The sequence below is a fragment of the Cryobacterium lyxosi genome (assembly GCF_004403345.1).
Taxonomy (GTDB): Bacteria; Actinomycetota; Actinomycetes; order Actinomycetales; family Microbacteriaceae; genus Cryobacterium; species Cryobacterium lyxosi.
The window spans coordinates 344,585-357,798 of sequence record NZ_SOGT01000002.1; the positions used below are offsets into that span (position 1 = coordinate 344,585).

Here is a 13,214-nt window from a genome sequence, read left to right on the forward strand (position 1 = left end):
ATTCTTTGGGTGGTGAGGTCGCGGTTGTGTACAAATACGCGTGCGTAGCCCTCAGCATCCGGCCGTGCTTCTGGAGCGCCCCGTATATCCCCCGCGGGATTCTGCGGATCGTCGCTGGCGTTCCTCATACGTTCGGGTGTCCCGGTCGCCGTCCCTCTTGCAGGCACTGAGCGCCAGTTGAGCACCGGCACCCGAGATCCGACGCGCGCGGTCATAGAGGTGAGTAGAGTGCACCGTCCGCATTTGCCACGATAGAAGTGCTGGCGAGCGATCACGATCACCTCCGGGACTATGCGTGGCCTCAAGGGACGAGTTAGGAAATCGCAGACGAGTCCAGAATGGTCGAGCTGCCTGATCAGCTCCCGGGCGACCGTGACTAGGCTGGCGTCATGAGCGAATGGCGGGGAATCGGTGACGTTGCTACCGTCAGTGACCACGCAACCGCCCCTGCCAAAAGGGGCGGCTTCGACTTGCTTACTCTCGGGTCCGCGTTTGTGACTTTCGTGCTGACCTTCGAGCTCGTACGCCGCGCGTTTTCAGCAAGCTTGAGCCCGCAGCCGCCGGCCTCGGACATCGTGGGCTACTGGGTGACCGCCGGAATCATGGTCGCCCTTCAAGTCGGGCTCCTCGTGAGGGCAATCGTGCGGCGTCGGGTCGGCCTCGTGTTCATCGCGAGCGTCGCGTTGATCATGGCTCTTGGAGTGGCGCTGTTGATGTCAGTGCCAAGGACCGACTGGCGCCCTGAACCCCCGGCTTCAACGATTAACCCGAATTATCGCCCCTGCTACAGCGGAAGCGGCGACTGCATCGGGGGCTGAGTTCCCGGGCCCGCTGAAGGGGTTTACCGCATGCAGGTCGTCAGGCCTGGGGTTGAGCAACGCGAGCGATTGAAGTCCTTGTGCTCTCGCACCGGTCGAGACCGTGCTCAGTCACCGTTCTTCTTCTTGTTTTGTAGCTGCAGTCCGCCAGCAGGTCGGGTCTCGATGAGGAAGAGATCCGTCGCTCGAACTAGGTCGGACAGTTTTGTGTATCCCCGGTTTCGTGAGTCGAAGTCGGGCTGTTGCTTGCGCATTAGCTGGCCCACCGTGGCAAGGTTCGACCATCCGTCCTCTCCCGATGCGGTGGTGACACTTATCCGAAGCCCCGAGATGAGCTTCGTGTCGCTGCGCAGCTTCGGGGGTGAAACGCGCGTGAGCGCCGCAGCCGCACTCTCCCCTTCAGCCTCTTCGAGCACGTCGAGATAGGTGAATAGATCGCACGCATTACGGAACGCTGCGGGCGTCTTCCGCTCTCCGAAGCCGTAGACGATAACGCCTTCTTCGCGGATACGGGACGCGAGACGCGTGAAGTCGCTGTCGGATGACACTATGCAGAATCCGCGGAATCGACGGGTGTATAGCAGGTCCATGGCATCGATGATGAGGGCACTGTCGGTAGCGTTCTTGCCGATCGTGTTGGCAAATTGCTGCATCGGCTGAATCACGTGCTCGCTCGCGACTGGCTTCCAACTGCTTAAGTTCGGCTTGGTCCAATCGCCGTAGACCCGCTTGACCGAGGCCGTGCCGAAACGTGCGACCTCGGCGAGAACTGCGCCGATCTTTGCAGGCGGCACGTTGTCAGCGTCGACAAGGACGGCAAGGAGATCATTCGGCTGCACCATGTGACAAGCATGGCAGTCAGCGCCCAATAATTGGTCCCGCCCGCTCAGGGTCCGGCTTGTGGGACGCCAAAGTTCAGGACCGAGAGCACTCTTGAGGTGCAGGCCAGTCGTTGCTCAGAATTCGTAGATTGCGGCGAGCTCATCCGACAGCAGCACTGTGTGCGGAAGATCGCGCAGTGCCTCGGCGTCAACCGCGATTCCCCTCAGCTGGGCGGCCTCCGCATATGCTTCCCACGGAAACGAATCGGGTTTCGCAGCATCATCCCCCCGCACCAGGATGAGAACTTCTGCGATCACGTCGGCCGCTGGGCGTTTCCAGGAGACAGGCCGGACGTGCCCATACTTGGACGAAGCCACTCCACGATCCATGTCGAGACGAATCATCGATTCGTCAGATAGGCGCAAATACTGGGTCATCGTCATGGTCATAGTTGGCCTGACGTTTTCTGGAACCGGATCACCGAGTTCGCAGATGATGACCAGACCAGTCACTGACAGGCTGGAAATATCGAACGGCAGGCGCTGAGCGCGCGCAATACCGACCGATCCTCGTTGCATCGGTACGTATCGACCCCGCTCATTGCCATCCGTCATGCTGGCAGCTTAGGTCCTTCGCTGTTCCCCTGCGACGCAGCTGGCGAGCCACCCTGTGACCTTTCAATGCGACGTTTAACTGTTCCGCTCACCGTTGAGAGCCCGTCTCATGAGCTCACCCGCACATGTGTGGTTCGATCAGGCATGAACCGAAGCTTCCAAATTGGACTGATCGTGGTCCTCCTCGCCGCAGCCTTGCTCTGCAGCGTGCCCGTTGCCGTTGCCGCCTATCAGGCGCGAGCCCCGGACTATCAGTGCGCCATTTCCCAACAGATACCGGATGGTGCCGTGCGCGAGCTCGGCGCTTCAGGTAGTTTTTCTGTCTGGCCTGTAGGACTGCAATGTCGCTATTTGGATGCAAACGGATTGGAGTTGATTATGTCTCCCGGCTGGTTCGCCACCGGTCTTGGCATCGGCAGCCTGACCGCGGTAGTTGCGCTGACCGCGCTCAGTACCGTCGCCTTGGTGCGATCGCTCCAATCACGCGGCCATGAACTCGACCCGCCTGGTGGACACGAACTGTTTCGGTGAGGGCTCGGCTGCAGGCACTGACTCTGTCAGGCTTGTGATTTTTTCAAACGCATACCCGGTGACTGGCAGCACGTACTCTGTCAGGAAGGGGGGTACACGAAATGCAATTGCAAAGACCGGCTTTTCCCGTGCTCCTCGCCGTGACAGCGCGGTCCTGGATCCTCGGCATTCCGTCGCTCGCCCTCATCACCCTGGCTGGGCTTCAGTTCGCGATCATCTCCCATGCGGGTCTCAGAGAATCCTGCTCTCAGAACCCCGAGCTAGGCAGTCTGCCTCTGCCCCCAGCAGGCTGGACCACGGACGGCGCATTTTCGTTCTTCCCCATTGGGGTCCAATGCTCCTATTTCACAAGCGAGCATGAACTCCTCCTAGTGCATACCCAGACCAGCGTGTGGGACTGGGGAATCACATTCGCCGCGATTCTCGGAGTCCTGGGCTTTGCGCTCTTCCTGACCGCCCGGCTTGCCACTAGGCGAACCTGGCACGCATCGCTCTGAAGAATTAGCCCCTGACCGTCCCGATGGGGGGTTCCGCTTACGGGTGTGCAGTCGTTTGGTGGGCGGATGAGGCAGATCGTAGGGCGAAGGTATGGGCGACAAGATAATGGCCAGGTTGGTGCTGTTCGTGGTCATGGTGGGCGCTGGCGTTCTGGTGCTCGGGATGGCGCAGGCTGCAGTCAGCGGACGTCTTGGACGCAATCCGGTTGCTGGCATACGTCTTCCTGTGACGATGGCGAGCGATAGTGCGTGCCTCACCACGCATCAAGCAGAGAAACCTCCGACGCAATGGGCGGGCTGGTGCGCAATCGCCTTTGCTTTGCCGTCCGTCCTTCCTGTTTCTTTGCCGATTGCGCTTACATCGATTTTCATCGGTGCCGCTGGGTTGCTCGTCTTCGTGCTTTCTGCCGCCGCCGTGGCAAGCCGTGCTGTACGCGCTTAAGCTGACGGGGATTAGAACGCGTTCAACCAACCACAGACGGTGATGCAGACTGCGCGCGCCGCAATCAGCGGCTCCGCTAGCCTCAGTGGTAATGAGTGAACGGGGACGACATGGCTAACACCGTACTGGCCACGGCGGGCAAGCGTCTCGTCGGGCTTAGCGCTGTGTTCATCGCGAGTGCAGTAGTGTCAGGCTGCTCGGGTCCGATTATGAATGCGTGTACGGCGATCGGGTGGGCAAACACGCTTACAGTGACGCTTGACGGCGGAACCGATGACGTCAGCCTCGTGCAGCTGTGCATCGATGATGAGTGTTCAACTCCCGCTCCCAGCCAGCCGTACTCCGACGAGCACGCTCCCGGAGAGATTCTGTGGCCGGAAGATCTTGAGACGTACACGCCCGATCCCCGTGCAGTGGAGCTCTCGTATTTTGCTTCCAAGATCAATGACCACTCGTGGGAGATCGCCCTCAGCATGTCGTCCCCGGAAAATGTGACACTCCGCGCTTTCTCAGCGAGCGGAATTGTCCTCGCCGACGAGGACGTGACGCTCAACTGGGTCCGAGTCGGCGGTAGCGAGCGTTGTGGCGGCCCTGAAGAAGCGGCCCCGGTCACTCTCGAAATTGCGTCCTGAACCCATCAAGCGTTCTTGAGATGGGCTCGTGCCGCAGGGGCTCCCGTATGACACAGCGCTAGGCAGACTTACCCACCGTTGAAAGCCGTTGGTGCTCGATCAGTTGATGCGATTAGCGGTGCGGTCGCAAAGTGGTAACCATACTTCAGCGGGTTTCCACTCCCAAGCGATCTCTTGGCTGCGACCGTCTTCGCCAAATCGATACGTTGCTCGCTCGTGCTCGCCCGTCAGCGTCCAAGTATGACCGTCGACAGTCAGAGTGTAATCGCGTGCGAAGCCGTGATTCTCGACCGTTCGGGTGAAAAAGCGGCCGGCTTCAGCGTCCCAGCCCATCAGACTAAGTGTGTCGAACGGACCGTTCGCGCGCTCATCTTGCACGATGAAGTAGTTGCCCGAATGCCACCGGGCGGAGTGGATGCTGTTCCACGGACTTGCTCCCGCGTGCGGATTATCCAGCGACTGCGCGTCACCACCATAAGAGGTGCCCTCGGCATGCCAGTCACCCAGAAAAACTGCCAACTCTTCATGCTCAGCCATGATTCAACCCTACGTTCGGGAGCCAAACCGGGCAATCCTCTGAGGTGGCCGGTGACGGATCGCCCGACCGGATGTCGGCGGTTCAGGCCGAGGGTGGCGGGACCGAGGCGCCGCCGCGCAGTGCCACCTGAAGGTTTAGATCGTCTCCAGGCTGGAGCTGGCGGCTGGTGAGCGGGTTGAGGAAGCCGAGGTCGTCGGGCGTGATGCCGAAGCGGTCGGCGATGTCGTTGAGCGTGTCGCCGGCGACCGCACGGTAGGAGATGGGAGAACCACCGGCTGTGGCGGTGGCGCCGCCAGCGCCGAACCGAGCGCCTGTATCGACGGCGAGTAACCCGGGGCGGGTGTCCGGCACCTCCCAGGTGATCGTGCCGACCGCCCGGGGAGTGAGCACGCAGCCGTCAGGATCGGTCGTGGCCGGGGTGCTCGCGGTGATGACGGCGGTCAGATAGTAACTGGGGTCGCCCCGGGAGAAGTCCCTGTCGCCCAGGCTCAGCCCGGGCTGATCGGCGTCCGTGGAGAGGTTACCGAACGAGAAGTTGTACATGTCGGCCAGGCAGGTTGTCGTCTTCGACCAGGGACTGAAGAACAGTTGCACGCCTCCGGAAACGTCCGAGTTGAAGCCCTTCAGCGCGACGTCGAACCCGCCGCCTTCCGCGGTGACCACGACGGTTCCGGAGATGGTGTTGTCGCCCGAGGCCGGTGTGAGCTCGGCCGTGCCGATGACACCGTCGGGGATGACGACGTCGGCCCCATCGCCGGTCCAGCCGAGGCCTCGACCGCCGGAATGGCTCGACGCTTCGATCGCTATGAACCGTCGCGTAAAGGGGGGCCCTTACGGGAATTGAGGTTCGTCGGTGGCTGGAGCGAGGTGTGAGCGCGAGTACGACCACTTGTACAGACGACTTCGAAAAACGACACCGGTCAGTTTCGTCATTTTTGCTCCCGGGGTGTCTCATAACTAATGGCAAGTACCACGGTTCAGGCCTGCGGTTATGCGACGTAGTTATGAGAATCGGCGCGCCACACGATTTCTGGGTGTGACTTTCGGCGCTATGTGGCGGCGAAATGTGATCGTTATTTGGCGCATTTACCTGGTTGCCGGCGCTGGCGTTAACACCAAGGCTTTCATTGCATCAGCCTTTCATGCCCGGTGATGAAACACTCTTGCCGACCAAGGTCGGGCTGGCTGGCTGGCTGGCTGCACGAGGACTAACCCACGCACCGACAGAGGGTTCGGCTAACGAAACGGAGCTTGGAAGATCGCGACTCACTCGGCGCGGCCAGTGCTTTCCGCCGCGCGAATGAACGTGCACCACTGGCTAGCTAGTACCTCTCACGAGCGGAATCTGACTCGCTCAGTTTGTCAGATGCACTCGCTCGGGAACACGCAGGCCTGAACCTGGCGAAGCGCCGTAACTTCCGCGTCGCGATTCCTCGCCGGGTGGGCTTAGTAGGGGCTATTCACGGTCGAGACAAGGGCAGTTTGATTTCATCGACGTGTGTTTGCACGACTAATTCCCCGTCAATAGACTCGATTCCAGATAGATCCCATACCCATCGAGTCGTCCATTCCGAACCCGTCCCGCCCACGGAACGAACTTCCCGTCCAATGGATTGCATCGCCACTGGAGCTATGACGCAAATTTCCGCCAGCACTACATGGGCGCCGGATAAGGGAGGGGTGCCAGCGTAGCGGATTCCATTGCGCACGCTTGCTTCCAGATAGCGTTCTAAGGCGCGCTCGTAGACAGAATCGAATTCGCGCGTAGCTTCGGAAGAAACAGCCGTGACTTCCAGCACAATCGACTTGTCAGACCGCATTAGCCTCAGGACCGCTTTTACCCCGGACGCGGTCCGCACAGTACTTGTGTCGTCAGTCATTCTCGCCTGCAATCACGGAGCTTGGGCCTGAATGTTCTCCAGAAGTGTGTGCCTCCCCTTATAGTACGAGGAAGCGATCGGGGTGATGTAGCTCGACGCACTCATCGTTTCACCTTGTGTTGCAAGGGTGACTTAGGCGGTGATGATGCCGCTGCACGGGCCGGACTGCCAGGCGCCATTTCCAGGTGTAACCCGTCGGATCACGTTCAGGTTGTTCACGTTCGCGCCGTCGTACGGAACCCCGCTCGCATTCACGTCGATTGGCCACGTGCGATAAGGGTTTCTGCGCGGGCAGTTGACGTAGCTCGAAGCAGCGTTCTCGTGAATGTAGTTCCCGTACGCGGTTCGGCGTCCGGACTTCTCGCAGTCAGAAGCTGACGTTCAATAACGTGACACTTCGCTTATCCAAACCGTGGCGAAAACGGTTCAGATATCCTCAAATCACGAGCAATGAATGGGGACGACATGGCTTTCACGCGATCGATCAATGGGGCAAATTGGCTGATGGCTCTCATCGCGGCGCTCGTGGTGAGCGCGTTTGTGTCCGGCTGCTCAATCTCGGCGTGCCCCACGATCGGTTGGGCCAATACCCTCACTGTCAGGCTCGAAGGCGCAACGTCCAAGGTCAGTGTCGTCGAGTAGTGCGCCGACGGTGAATGTTCAGACCCGGATCCAAGTCAGCTATCGCCAGAGCCCGCTCGCATTGAGACCCGTGATCCACAGCAACTTGAGACCTTCACGCCGGTTCCCTCTGTAGTTCCTCTCCCGTTCTTCGCTTCCAGGATCGATGAAGACTCGTGGGAAATTTCGACGGCAATGGCGACACCGGAGAATGTCACTATTCCCGCGCTTTCAGCGAGCGGAGACGTCCTCGTCGAAAAGGACGTGACACTCAGCTGAGTCCGCGTGAGCGGCACGGATCAGGCGGAGGACCTGGAAAAGTCGGTCCCATCATCCTCAATATTGCATCCTGAATTCAGTGAACGCCCCGACGCTCTGAGCGTCCCGCTGTGGGTTCGGTTTGCGGGCAGCGGACGTTCGCACCCAATCGCGAGGCCAGATCATCGTTGATGCCGCGAAGTTCGGCTAGCGGGTTTGATCGCCGGGAGCACCGTTAGATTCGACTGGTTTGCCCGTGGAACGCGCGTAGTAGGCCCAGGGAAACCACATTGTTCCTATTCGTTGCCATCCTTCGCTCTCCATTGCGCGTCGGCTGGAGGCGAATGCAACAACTCGGAGGTGTTCCCATTGCTCATCGGATTGGATGACGTCATGGAAGTACATTCCATAACCAATGGAATGCCACCCCGCGCGTCCGGCTGCGGCTAGCTCGTCCATCTCGTCAAACGCGGTGAGCGGATAGAGACGGCGCATCTCGGCAGAGGGAGGAGAGTCGATACCGTCATGAACCCGCCCGAATCTTTGCTGGGCCGCTTGCCGGCTCATACCAAGTTGCTGCCCGATGCGCTCCCAACTCACGCCAGCTTGACGAGCGGAAGTGACTGCGAGTTGCAGAAGCTGAGCGATTTCCTCAGCGCTCCGGGCTGTCAGATCGATGAGGTCCAGGTATGAGTTGGGCTCGTGTTCAAGACGCTCCGCCAGGGACGGGGCAACTGCTGCAATTGCATCTGATAGAGCGTGGCGAAGAGCGTCGTCGACCCACTCCGGTGATGGACTCACGAGATGCGGGAAGGCTTGGGGCGTGCAATATCGAGTGCAAGGGACATCCCAGTTGCGACAAGCAGAAATGCGGTAAGGACGATTAAGGCAATCTTGATCGCAAGGGAAGCAATGAGCAGCGTAGAAAGAGCGATGCCGACGGAAGCAAGCGCGAGGAATGTGGATGTCATTGCTGCCCGCGATTTCGAGACGGAAGTGTTTTGGTGCATGTGTCAATCATAGATTGACACGCCAGTTTGTCAACTTAAAATTGACATTTGGTATGTCTCGGCTGCAATCTCTGCGCTTTCCATCGCCGTCCGGAATTTAGCCTCGACCCGATGACCCGTAGAGGGTTCGGCGGATTCAATCGGTCGTCGCACCACTCATCACTGGAATGCTCGTAGTTGCTTTCCAGATTGTCTCTTTCTGACCGGACGATCGTCCTCGCGACTACTCATGTTCAAGTAGTCGCCGCACTTCGGGAGAGAAAAGCAAAATATAGGGGCTACTTTTCAAGATCTCGACCGATGCGCTTATCCCGATTCGTTCCAGAAGTTCACAATATTCATGCCAAGGGAGCCGCTCTCCAGCATCCTCTACGATTCCCTCATCGGGCAGCAAGGCCATCGAGACGTGATACCGCAGCTCGGATTCCACCAACTGCCCCTGACCGCCCTCAGGGCGGTAGCTTATTCCAAACCCGCGATCGCTCCGAAAGGCAACTTGCGAGCAATCGTCAAGGCACGCAAATTCTTGAAGCGAAAAAGAGAGCGAGCCCTCAGACGAGCGGTCTAATGAGCACGAAACACCCAAGCCAATTACGTGCATCCCAGTTCATCCCCACCCCTTTTTGTTCCAGCCTAACTATTCGAACCAAGTCAGTCCGTGGGCCCCGCTCCCAATGCTGCTGTCTCGGAATCTAGAACTCCACAAGGTATTCGAACGGCAACCACGACTGCGACATGCACTGTTGTGATCTGCTCCTTCAAAGCGCGATAAGGCCGTCCCATACAAGGTGTGGCTTGCGGGCTCGCCGTAGAGGCTTATTCGCGCGAACGGCACCGTGCTATCCGAGCGGCCTTGCGGGAGCGTTCAGGCGCCCAGGAACGGCAGTACTGCGGATCGTTCGGCGATAGTCGCTAGATGTCTAGTTCCTCGAGTGCTGCTTGGTAGGCCTCGTTGTAGGTGGGGAATTGGGCGACTTGGTCGCGCAGGATTTCGATTGGGATCTGTGTGCGGATGGCGAGGGAAGCATGATGTATCCACTCGCCGGCCATTGGCCCCACGGCCCAAGCGCCAACGAGAGTCTTGCTGTCGGTGTCGGCGAGGAGTCCGAGAAATCCGCGAGGGTCTTGTTCGTAGGTCCAGGGGCGAGCGATTGCGGTGGCAAGGTCAAGCTCTGTTGCGACGGTCCGTATACCGAGCTGCTCGGCCTGTTCTTTTGTGAGCCCTGCGGCCGCAATTTCGGGATCTCCAAACACGACGCGGGGGATGCCGCTGTAGGACGCGGTGTGCGGTTGGCCAAGAATGGCGTCTGCTGCGATCCGTCCCTGGTACTTAGCCACGTGAGTGAAGGGCATTATGCCGGTGACGTCTCCGATGGCCCACACGTTCTCGGCCGCACGACAGTATTCGTCCACCTGCACCTGCCCGTGATCGCCCAGAGTGACACCAGCGTTTTCGAAGCCGAGATTTTTGGTACGAGGGGTGCGTCCGGTTGCGAAAATGACAACGTCGGCCGTCACCTCCGTGCCGTCATCAAGTTCAATCACGCTCTGGTCGCCGGTCCGGTGGGTCCGGCGGGCGGTCACGCCCAGACGGATATCGATTCCGGACTCCGTCAGGTACTTATGGGTCAGCTCTCCGACCCTGGGTTCTTCGCGTTCCAGGAGCCGGTCGCCGCGGTGGACGAGTGTGACTTTCACTCCAAAGCGGGAGAGGAAGGTGCTGGTCTCGGTCCCGACGGCGCTACCGCCGATGATCACAGCACTCTTCGGCAGAGTCTTGGTCGTGTACGTTTCTCGGTTCGTCCACGCGGTGATCTGATCGAGACCGTCGAGATCGGGGATGACTGCCTCCGAGCCGGTCGCGATAATGATGTGCTCCGCAGTGAGTTCGCGGTCCTCGACTTGGATCCGGCCGGGGCCCGTGATGCGAGCTTCGCCCTTGATCACGACGGCACCGTGGCGGGCATACCCGTCGACTTGTGCGCTGTCGTCGAGATTCCGGATCATGTAATCGCGGTACTTACTGGCCTCAGACCAGTCCAGTTCCGCTCCGGATACCCCGGCTACCCGTTGGACTTCCGTGCGGGCTTCAGCTGGCCGCAACAGCGTCTTGGATGGGATGCAGGCCCAGTAGGCGCATTCACCGCCGATCAATTCCCGCTCGATGACCGCGACCTTCTTACCGGCCTTGAGCAGACGGCCCGCGGCCACCTCGCCACCGGGCCCCATGCCTAACACCGCAACATCAAAATGTTCGCTCACAATTTTCTCCTTAATCTCAGATGTCTACATCAGGTTCTGTTCGTGGAGCTCTAACGGAGACTGCAGTGGATTGGTGACGGTGCCGGTGCGGCACTGCGGTCTTAGCAGCAGCCGTGCGCCCCGTTGTCAGGTTGGGCGGACCGCTGCGGTGTCGTCTCTTTGAGCATTGTTTCGGCAATGGAGGTACCGAGCCGGTAAGCCTCGTCGACGGATATCACGGAACCGCCGGGGTGGCTGTCAAGCCAAGGCTTGGCTTCTTCAAGCGACGCGAAGAAGTGGACCTGGTTACAGAACGCTGAACGCACCGAGCTCATGTCTTCCGGATTGACCAGGGAGACCACGGCCGTGGCAGGCTCAACGCTCGTCACCCCGGTGGCGTCAACACTTACCCGAACTGGAATGCCAGTCGCCCCGTAGGCCGATTCGATTCTTGCGGACGTTCCGAGGGCGGCTGGCAGGATCAGGGTATCCAGAGCACACCATGTGTAGAGCTGTTCACCGTTAACCTCGAGGCGGTGCGGGGTGGACCGAAGAGTCAGGCCCTGCCCGATAATCCGACCGGACCCGTCGTACTCCGTCTCGGGAACGGCTGCCAGGGCACGGTGAACGTCTTCGGCGGGCCGGCCGGACGCAGCCACCAAGTCTGCAATGTCTACTGCGTCGCCCTGGGCCAGCAGCTTCATGAGCGGCAGCCAGAGCCAGGTTTCAAGTCCTGCATCGCCGGAGGTGAGTCGTTCTGTGACCTGATGGGTTTCATTCGTCATGAGAAGTGCCTTTCTTCGTGAGGTTGAGGTGGTTAGGCGGCGCAGCAGGAAAGCTTGGAAACGTCCGTGTTGTAGGACTGGCAGGCGATCTTGATGCCTTCGGCCATGGTCAGGTAGGGGCTCCACATGGTGGCGACTTGGTCGACGGTCATCCCGGCTTCCAAGATGTAGACGCCGGCAGCGGCGAGATCACCGGCGTCTTTGGCGACGGCAGTGATCCCCACGATCCGCCGTGTCTGGGCGTCGGCGACGATCTTGATGAAGCCGCGAGTATCCCGGTTGACCAGGGCTCGGGGGACGTATTCCAGCGGCAATACCCGGCACTCACAACGGATGCCGGCCGCATTGGCCTCCTTGTCAGTCATACCTACCGCGGCCAGCGCGGGGCTGGTGAAGGTGACTCGGGGGAGGTGACGGTAGTCGACCACCCGTCCGGCATCGGTGAACGCGTTATCCACCACCAGGGATCCGTGGGAGGCGGCCACATACACAAACTGCGGGTGTCTGGTCACGTCCCCGGCGCCCCAGATTCGCGGGTTCGAGCTGGCCAACATGCCGTTGACCACAATTTCGCCTTTCTCTCCCACGTTGACGCCGACTGCACCCAGGTTCAGGCCCTCCGTCACGGGGCGTCGCCCTGTGGCGACGAGCAGTTTGCTGGCACGGAACTCTTCCCGCCCGCCTCCCGTTGTGGCCACGGCGACAACCTCGCCGGTGGACTCGTCAAGGTGCACGGCGGACACAGTGGCCCGGCGGATGACCCGCATACCCTCGTCCGCGAAGACGCTCATCAGGGTGCGGGACGCTTCCGGCTCCTCCGCCGAAGCCAGCCGGGAGCGCACCAGCATTGTCACCGTGGAGCCGAGCCGTGAGAAAAGCTGCGCCTGTTCCAACGCGACGTATCCACCGCCTAGCACCAGCAGCGACTCGGGCACCTCGTCAAGTTCCATGGCCGTCGTGGAAGTCAGGTAGCCCACCTCCGGCAACCCCGCGATCGGAGGCGCCCACGGGGTCGACCCGGTTGCCACCAGGTAGTGGGCGGCGCGCACGGTTTCCACCGACCCATCGAAACCGGTGACGTCCAACACCGGCTCATCAGCAGACCCCGCGAACACGGCAGTGCCTTGGCGTAGCTCCCAGCCGTACTCACCGATCAGGTCCACGTACTTACCGGTGCGCATCGTGTCCACCAGAGAACGCTTGCCACCAATCAGCTCCGACATATTGACTGCGTCAGCGGAGGTAGAGATCCCCGGGAATCGTCCGGAATCCAGTGCAACGTGGCGCGCGTCGGCCGCCGCTAGCAGGGCTTTAGACGGAACGCAGCCCGTGTTCACGCAGGTCCCACCGACTGTTCCGCGCTCAATCATCACCACTCGCTTACCCAAGTTCGTCGCTCGAATGGCGGCAGCAAACGCGGCCCCACCGGAACCGATGATCGCCAAGTCAAAATCAGACGTTGTTGTTTCAGACGTTGTTGCTTCAGACATGAATCCTCCGGAAAAGCTGTGGATGCCCGAACCTG

General features: G+C 60.2%; 15 protein-coding genes. 6 read left to right on the forward strand and 9 right to left on the reverse strand.

Annotated elements, in window-relative coordinates; all coding sequences use genetic code 11:
* The first annotated feature begins 389 nt into the window (after window positions 1-389).
* The gene (locus E3T27_RS02565; RefSeq protein ID WP_104197381.1) at window positions 390-818 is read left to right on the forward strand and encodes a DUF6234 family protein; all 429 of its coding nucleotides are present in this window, start codon (window positions 390-392) and stop codon (window positions 816-818) included.
* Between the two features lie 107 nt (window positions 819-925).
* Here the strand turns inward: E3T27_RS02565 and E3T27_RS02570 are convergent, their stop codons facing one another.
* Together E3T27_RS02570 and E3T27_RS02575 are read right to left on the reverse strand one after the other, a co-directional pair.
* Complete coding sequence (locus E3T27_RS02570; RefSeq protein ID WP_134571459.1) at window positions 926-1,660, reverse strand: NYN domain-containing protein; 735 nt, start codon at window positions 1,658-1,660, stop codon at window positions 926-928.
* Between the two features lie 114 nt (window positions 1,661-1,774).
* The gene (locus E3T27_RS02575) at window positions 1,775-2,254 is read right to left on the reverse strand and encodes a hypothetical protein (protein WP_134571460.1); all 480 of its coding nucleotides are present in this window, start codon (window positions 2,252-2,254) and stop codon (window positions 1,775-1,777) included.
* A gap of 174 nt (window positions 2,255-2,428) precedes the next feature.
* On the opposite strand from E3T27_RS02575, the gene E3T27_RS02580 reads away from it, so the two are divergent.
* The 4 genes from E3T27_RS02580 (at window position 2,429) to E3T27_RS02595 (ending at window position 4,356) form a co-directional block, all read left to right on the forward strand.
* Window positions 2,429-2,785: a hypothetical protein gene (locus E3T27_RS02580; protein ID WP_146069914.1), complete on the forward strand. Its 357-nt coding sequence runs from the start codon at window positions 2,429-2,431 to the stop codon at window positions 2,783-2,785.
* A gap of 101 nt (window positions 2,786-2,886) precedes the next feature.
* Window positions 2,887-3,282 (forward strand): hypothetical protein, encoded by a 396-nt coding sequence (locus E3T27_RS02585; protein ID WP_104197384.1) that lies wholly within the window; start codon window positions 2,887-2,889, stop codon window positions 3,280-3,282.
* Between the two features lie 91 nt (window positions 3,283-3,373).
* Window positions 3,374-3,724: a hypothetical protein gene (locus E3T27_RS02590; protein WP_134571462.1), complete on the forward strand. Its 351-nt coding sequence runs from the start codon at window positions 3,374-3,376 to the stop codon at window positions 3,722-3,724.
* A gap of 110 nt (window positions 3,725-3,834) precedes the next feature.
* Window positions 3,835-4,356, forward strand: a complete 522-nt coding sequence (locus E3T27_RS02595; protein WP_134571463.1) for a hypothetical protein — start codon at window positions 3,835-3,837, stop codon at window positions 4,354-4,356.
* 99 nt (window positions 4,357-4,455) lie between these two features.
* Here the strand turns inward: E3T27_RS02595 and E3T27_RS02600 are convergent, their stop codons facing one another.
* The 3 genes from E3T27_RS02600 to E3T27_RS02610 all read right to left on the reverse strand — a co-directional run bounded on the left by E3T27_RS02600 (window position 4,456) and on the right by E3T27_RS02610 (window position 6,774).
* Window positions 4,456-4,893 (reverse strand): DUF1579 family protein, encoded by a 438-nt coding sequence (locus tag E3T27_RS02600; RefSeq protein ID WP_134571464.1) that lies wholly within the window; start codon window positions 4,891-4,893, stop codon window positions 4,456-4,458.
* A gap of 82 nt (window positions 4,894-4,975) precedes the next feature.
* Window positions 4,976-5,557, reverse strand: coding sequence for a LysM peptidoglycan-binding domain-containing protein (locus E3T27_RS02605; RefSeq protein WP_134571465.1), 582 nt, complete (start codon window positions 5,555-5,557; stop codon window positions 4,976-4,978).
* Window positions 5,558-6,354: 797 nt separating this feature from the next.
* On the reverse strand, window positions 6,355-6,774 hold the full coding sequence (locus tag E3T27_RS02610; protein WP_146069915.1) for a hypothetical protein: 420 nt from the start codon (window positions 6,772-6,774) through the stop codon (window positions 6,355-6,357).
* A gap of 465 nt (window positions 6,775-7,239) precedes the next feature.
* On the opposite strand from E3T27_RS02610, the gene E3T27_RS16420 reads away from it, so the two are divergent.
* Window positions 7,240-7,416 carry a hypothetical protein gene (locus E3T27_RS16420; RefSeq protein ID WP_158251875.1) on the forward strand — a complete coding sequence of 59 codons (177 nt, stop codon included), beginning with the start codon at window positions 7,240-7,242 and terminating at the stop codon, window positions 7,414-7,416.
* Between the two features lie 1,034 nt (window positions 7,417-8,450).
* Here the strand turns inward: E3T27_RS16420 and E3T27_RS02620 are convergent.
* The 4 genes from E3T27_RS02620 to merA all read right to left on the reverse strand — a co-directional run bounded on the left by E3T27_RS02620 (window position 8,451) and on the right by merA (window position 13,179).
* Window positions 8,451-8,624, reverse strand: a complete 174-nt coding sequence (locus E3T27_RS02620) for a hypothetical protein (protein ID WP_166786071.1) — start codon at window positions 8,622-8,624, stop codon at window positions 8,451-8,453.
* A 951-nt stretch (window positions 8,625-9,575) separates the two neighbouring features.
* On the reverse strand, window positions 9,576-10,925 hold the full coding sequence (locus E3T27_RS02625; RefSeq protein ID WP_134571469.1) for a dihydrolipoyl dehydrogenase family protein: 1,350 nt from the start codon (window positions 10,923-10,925) through the stop codon (window positions 9,576-9,578).
* A gap of 101 nt (window positions 10,926-11,026) precedes the next feature.
* Window positions 11,027-11,689 (reverse strand): organomercurial lyase MerB, encoded by a 663-nt coding sequence (merB, locus tag E3T27_RS02630; protein ID WP_104197392.1) that lies wholly within the window; start codon window positions 11,687-11,689, stop codon window positions 11,027-11,029.
* 32 nt (window positions 11,690-11,721) lie between these two features.
* Window positions 11,722-13,179 (reverse strand): mercury(II) reductase, encoded by a 1,458-nt coding sequence (gene merA, locus E3T27_RS02635; protein ID WP_134571470.1) that lies wholly within the window; start codon window positions 13,177-13,179, stop codon window positions 11,722-11,724.
* Between the last annotated feature and the right edge of the window lie 35 nt (window positions 13,180-13,214).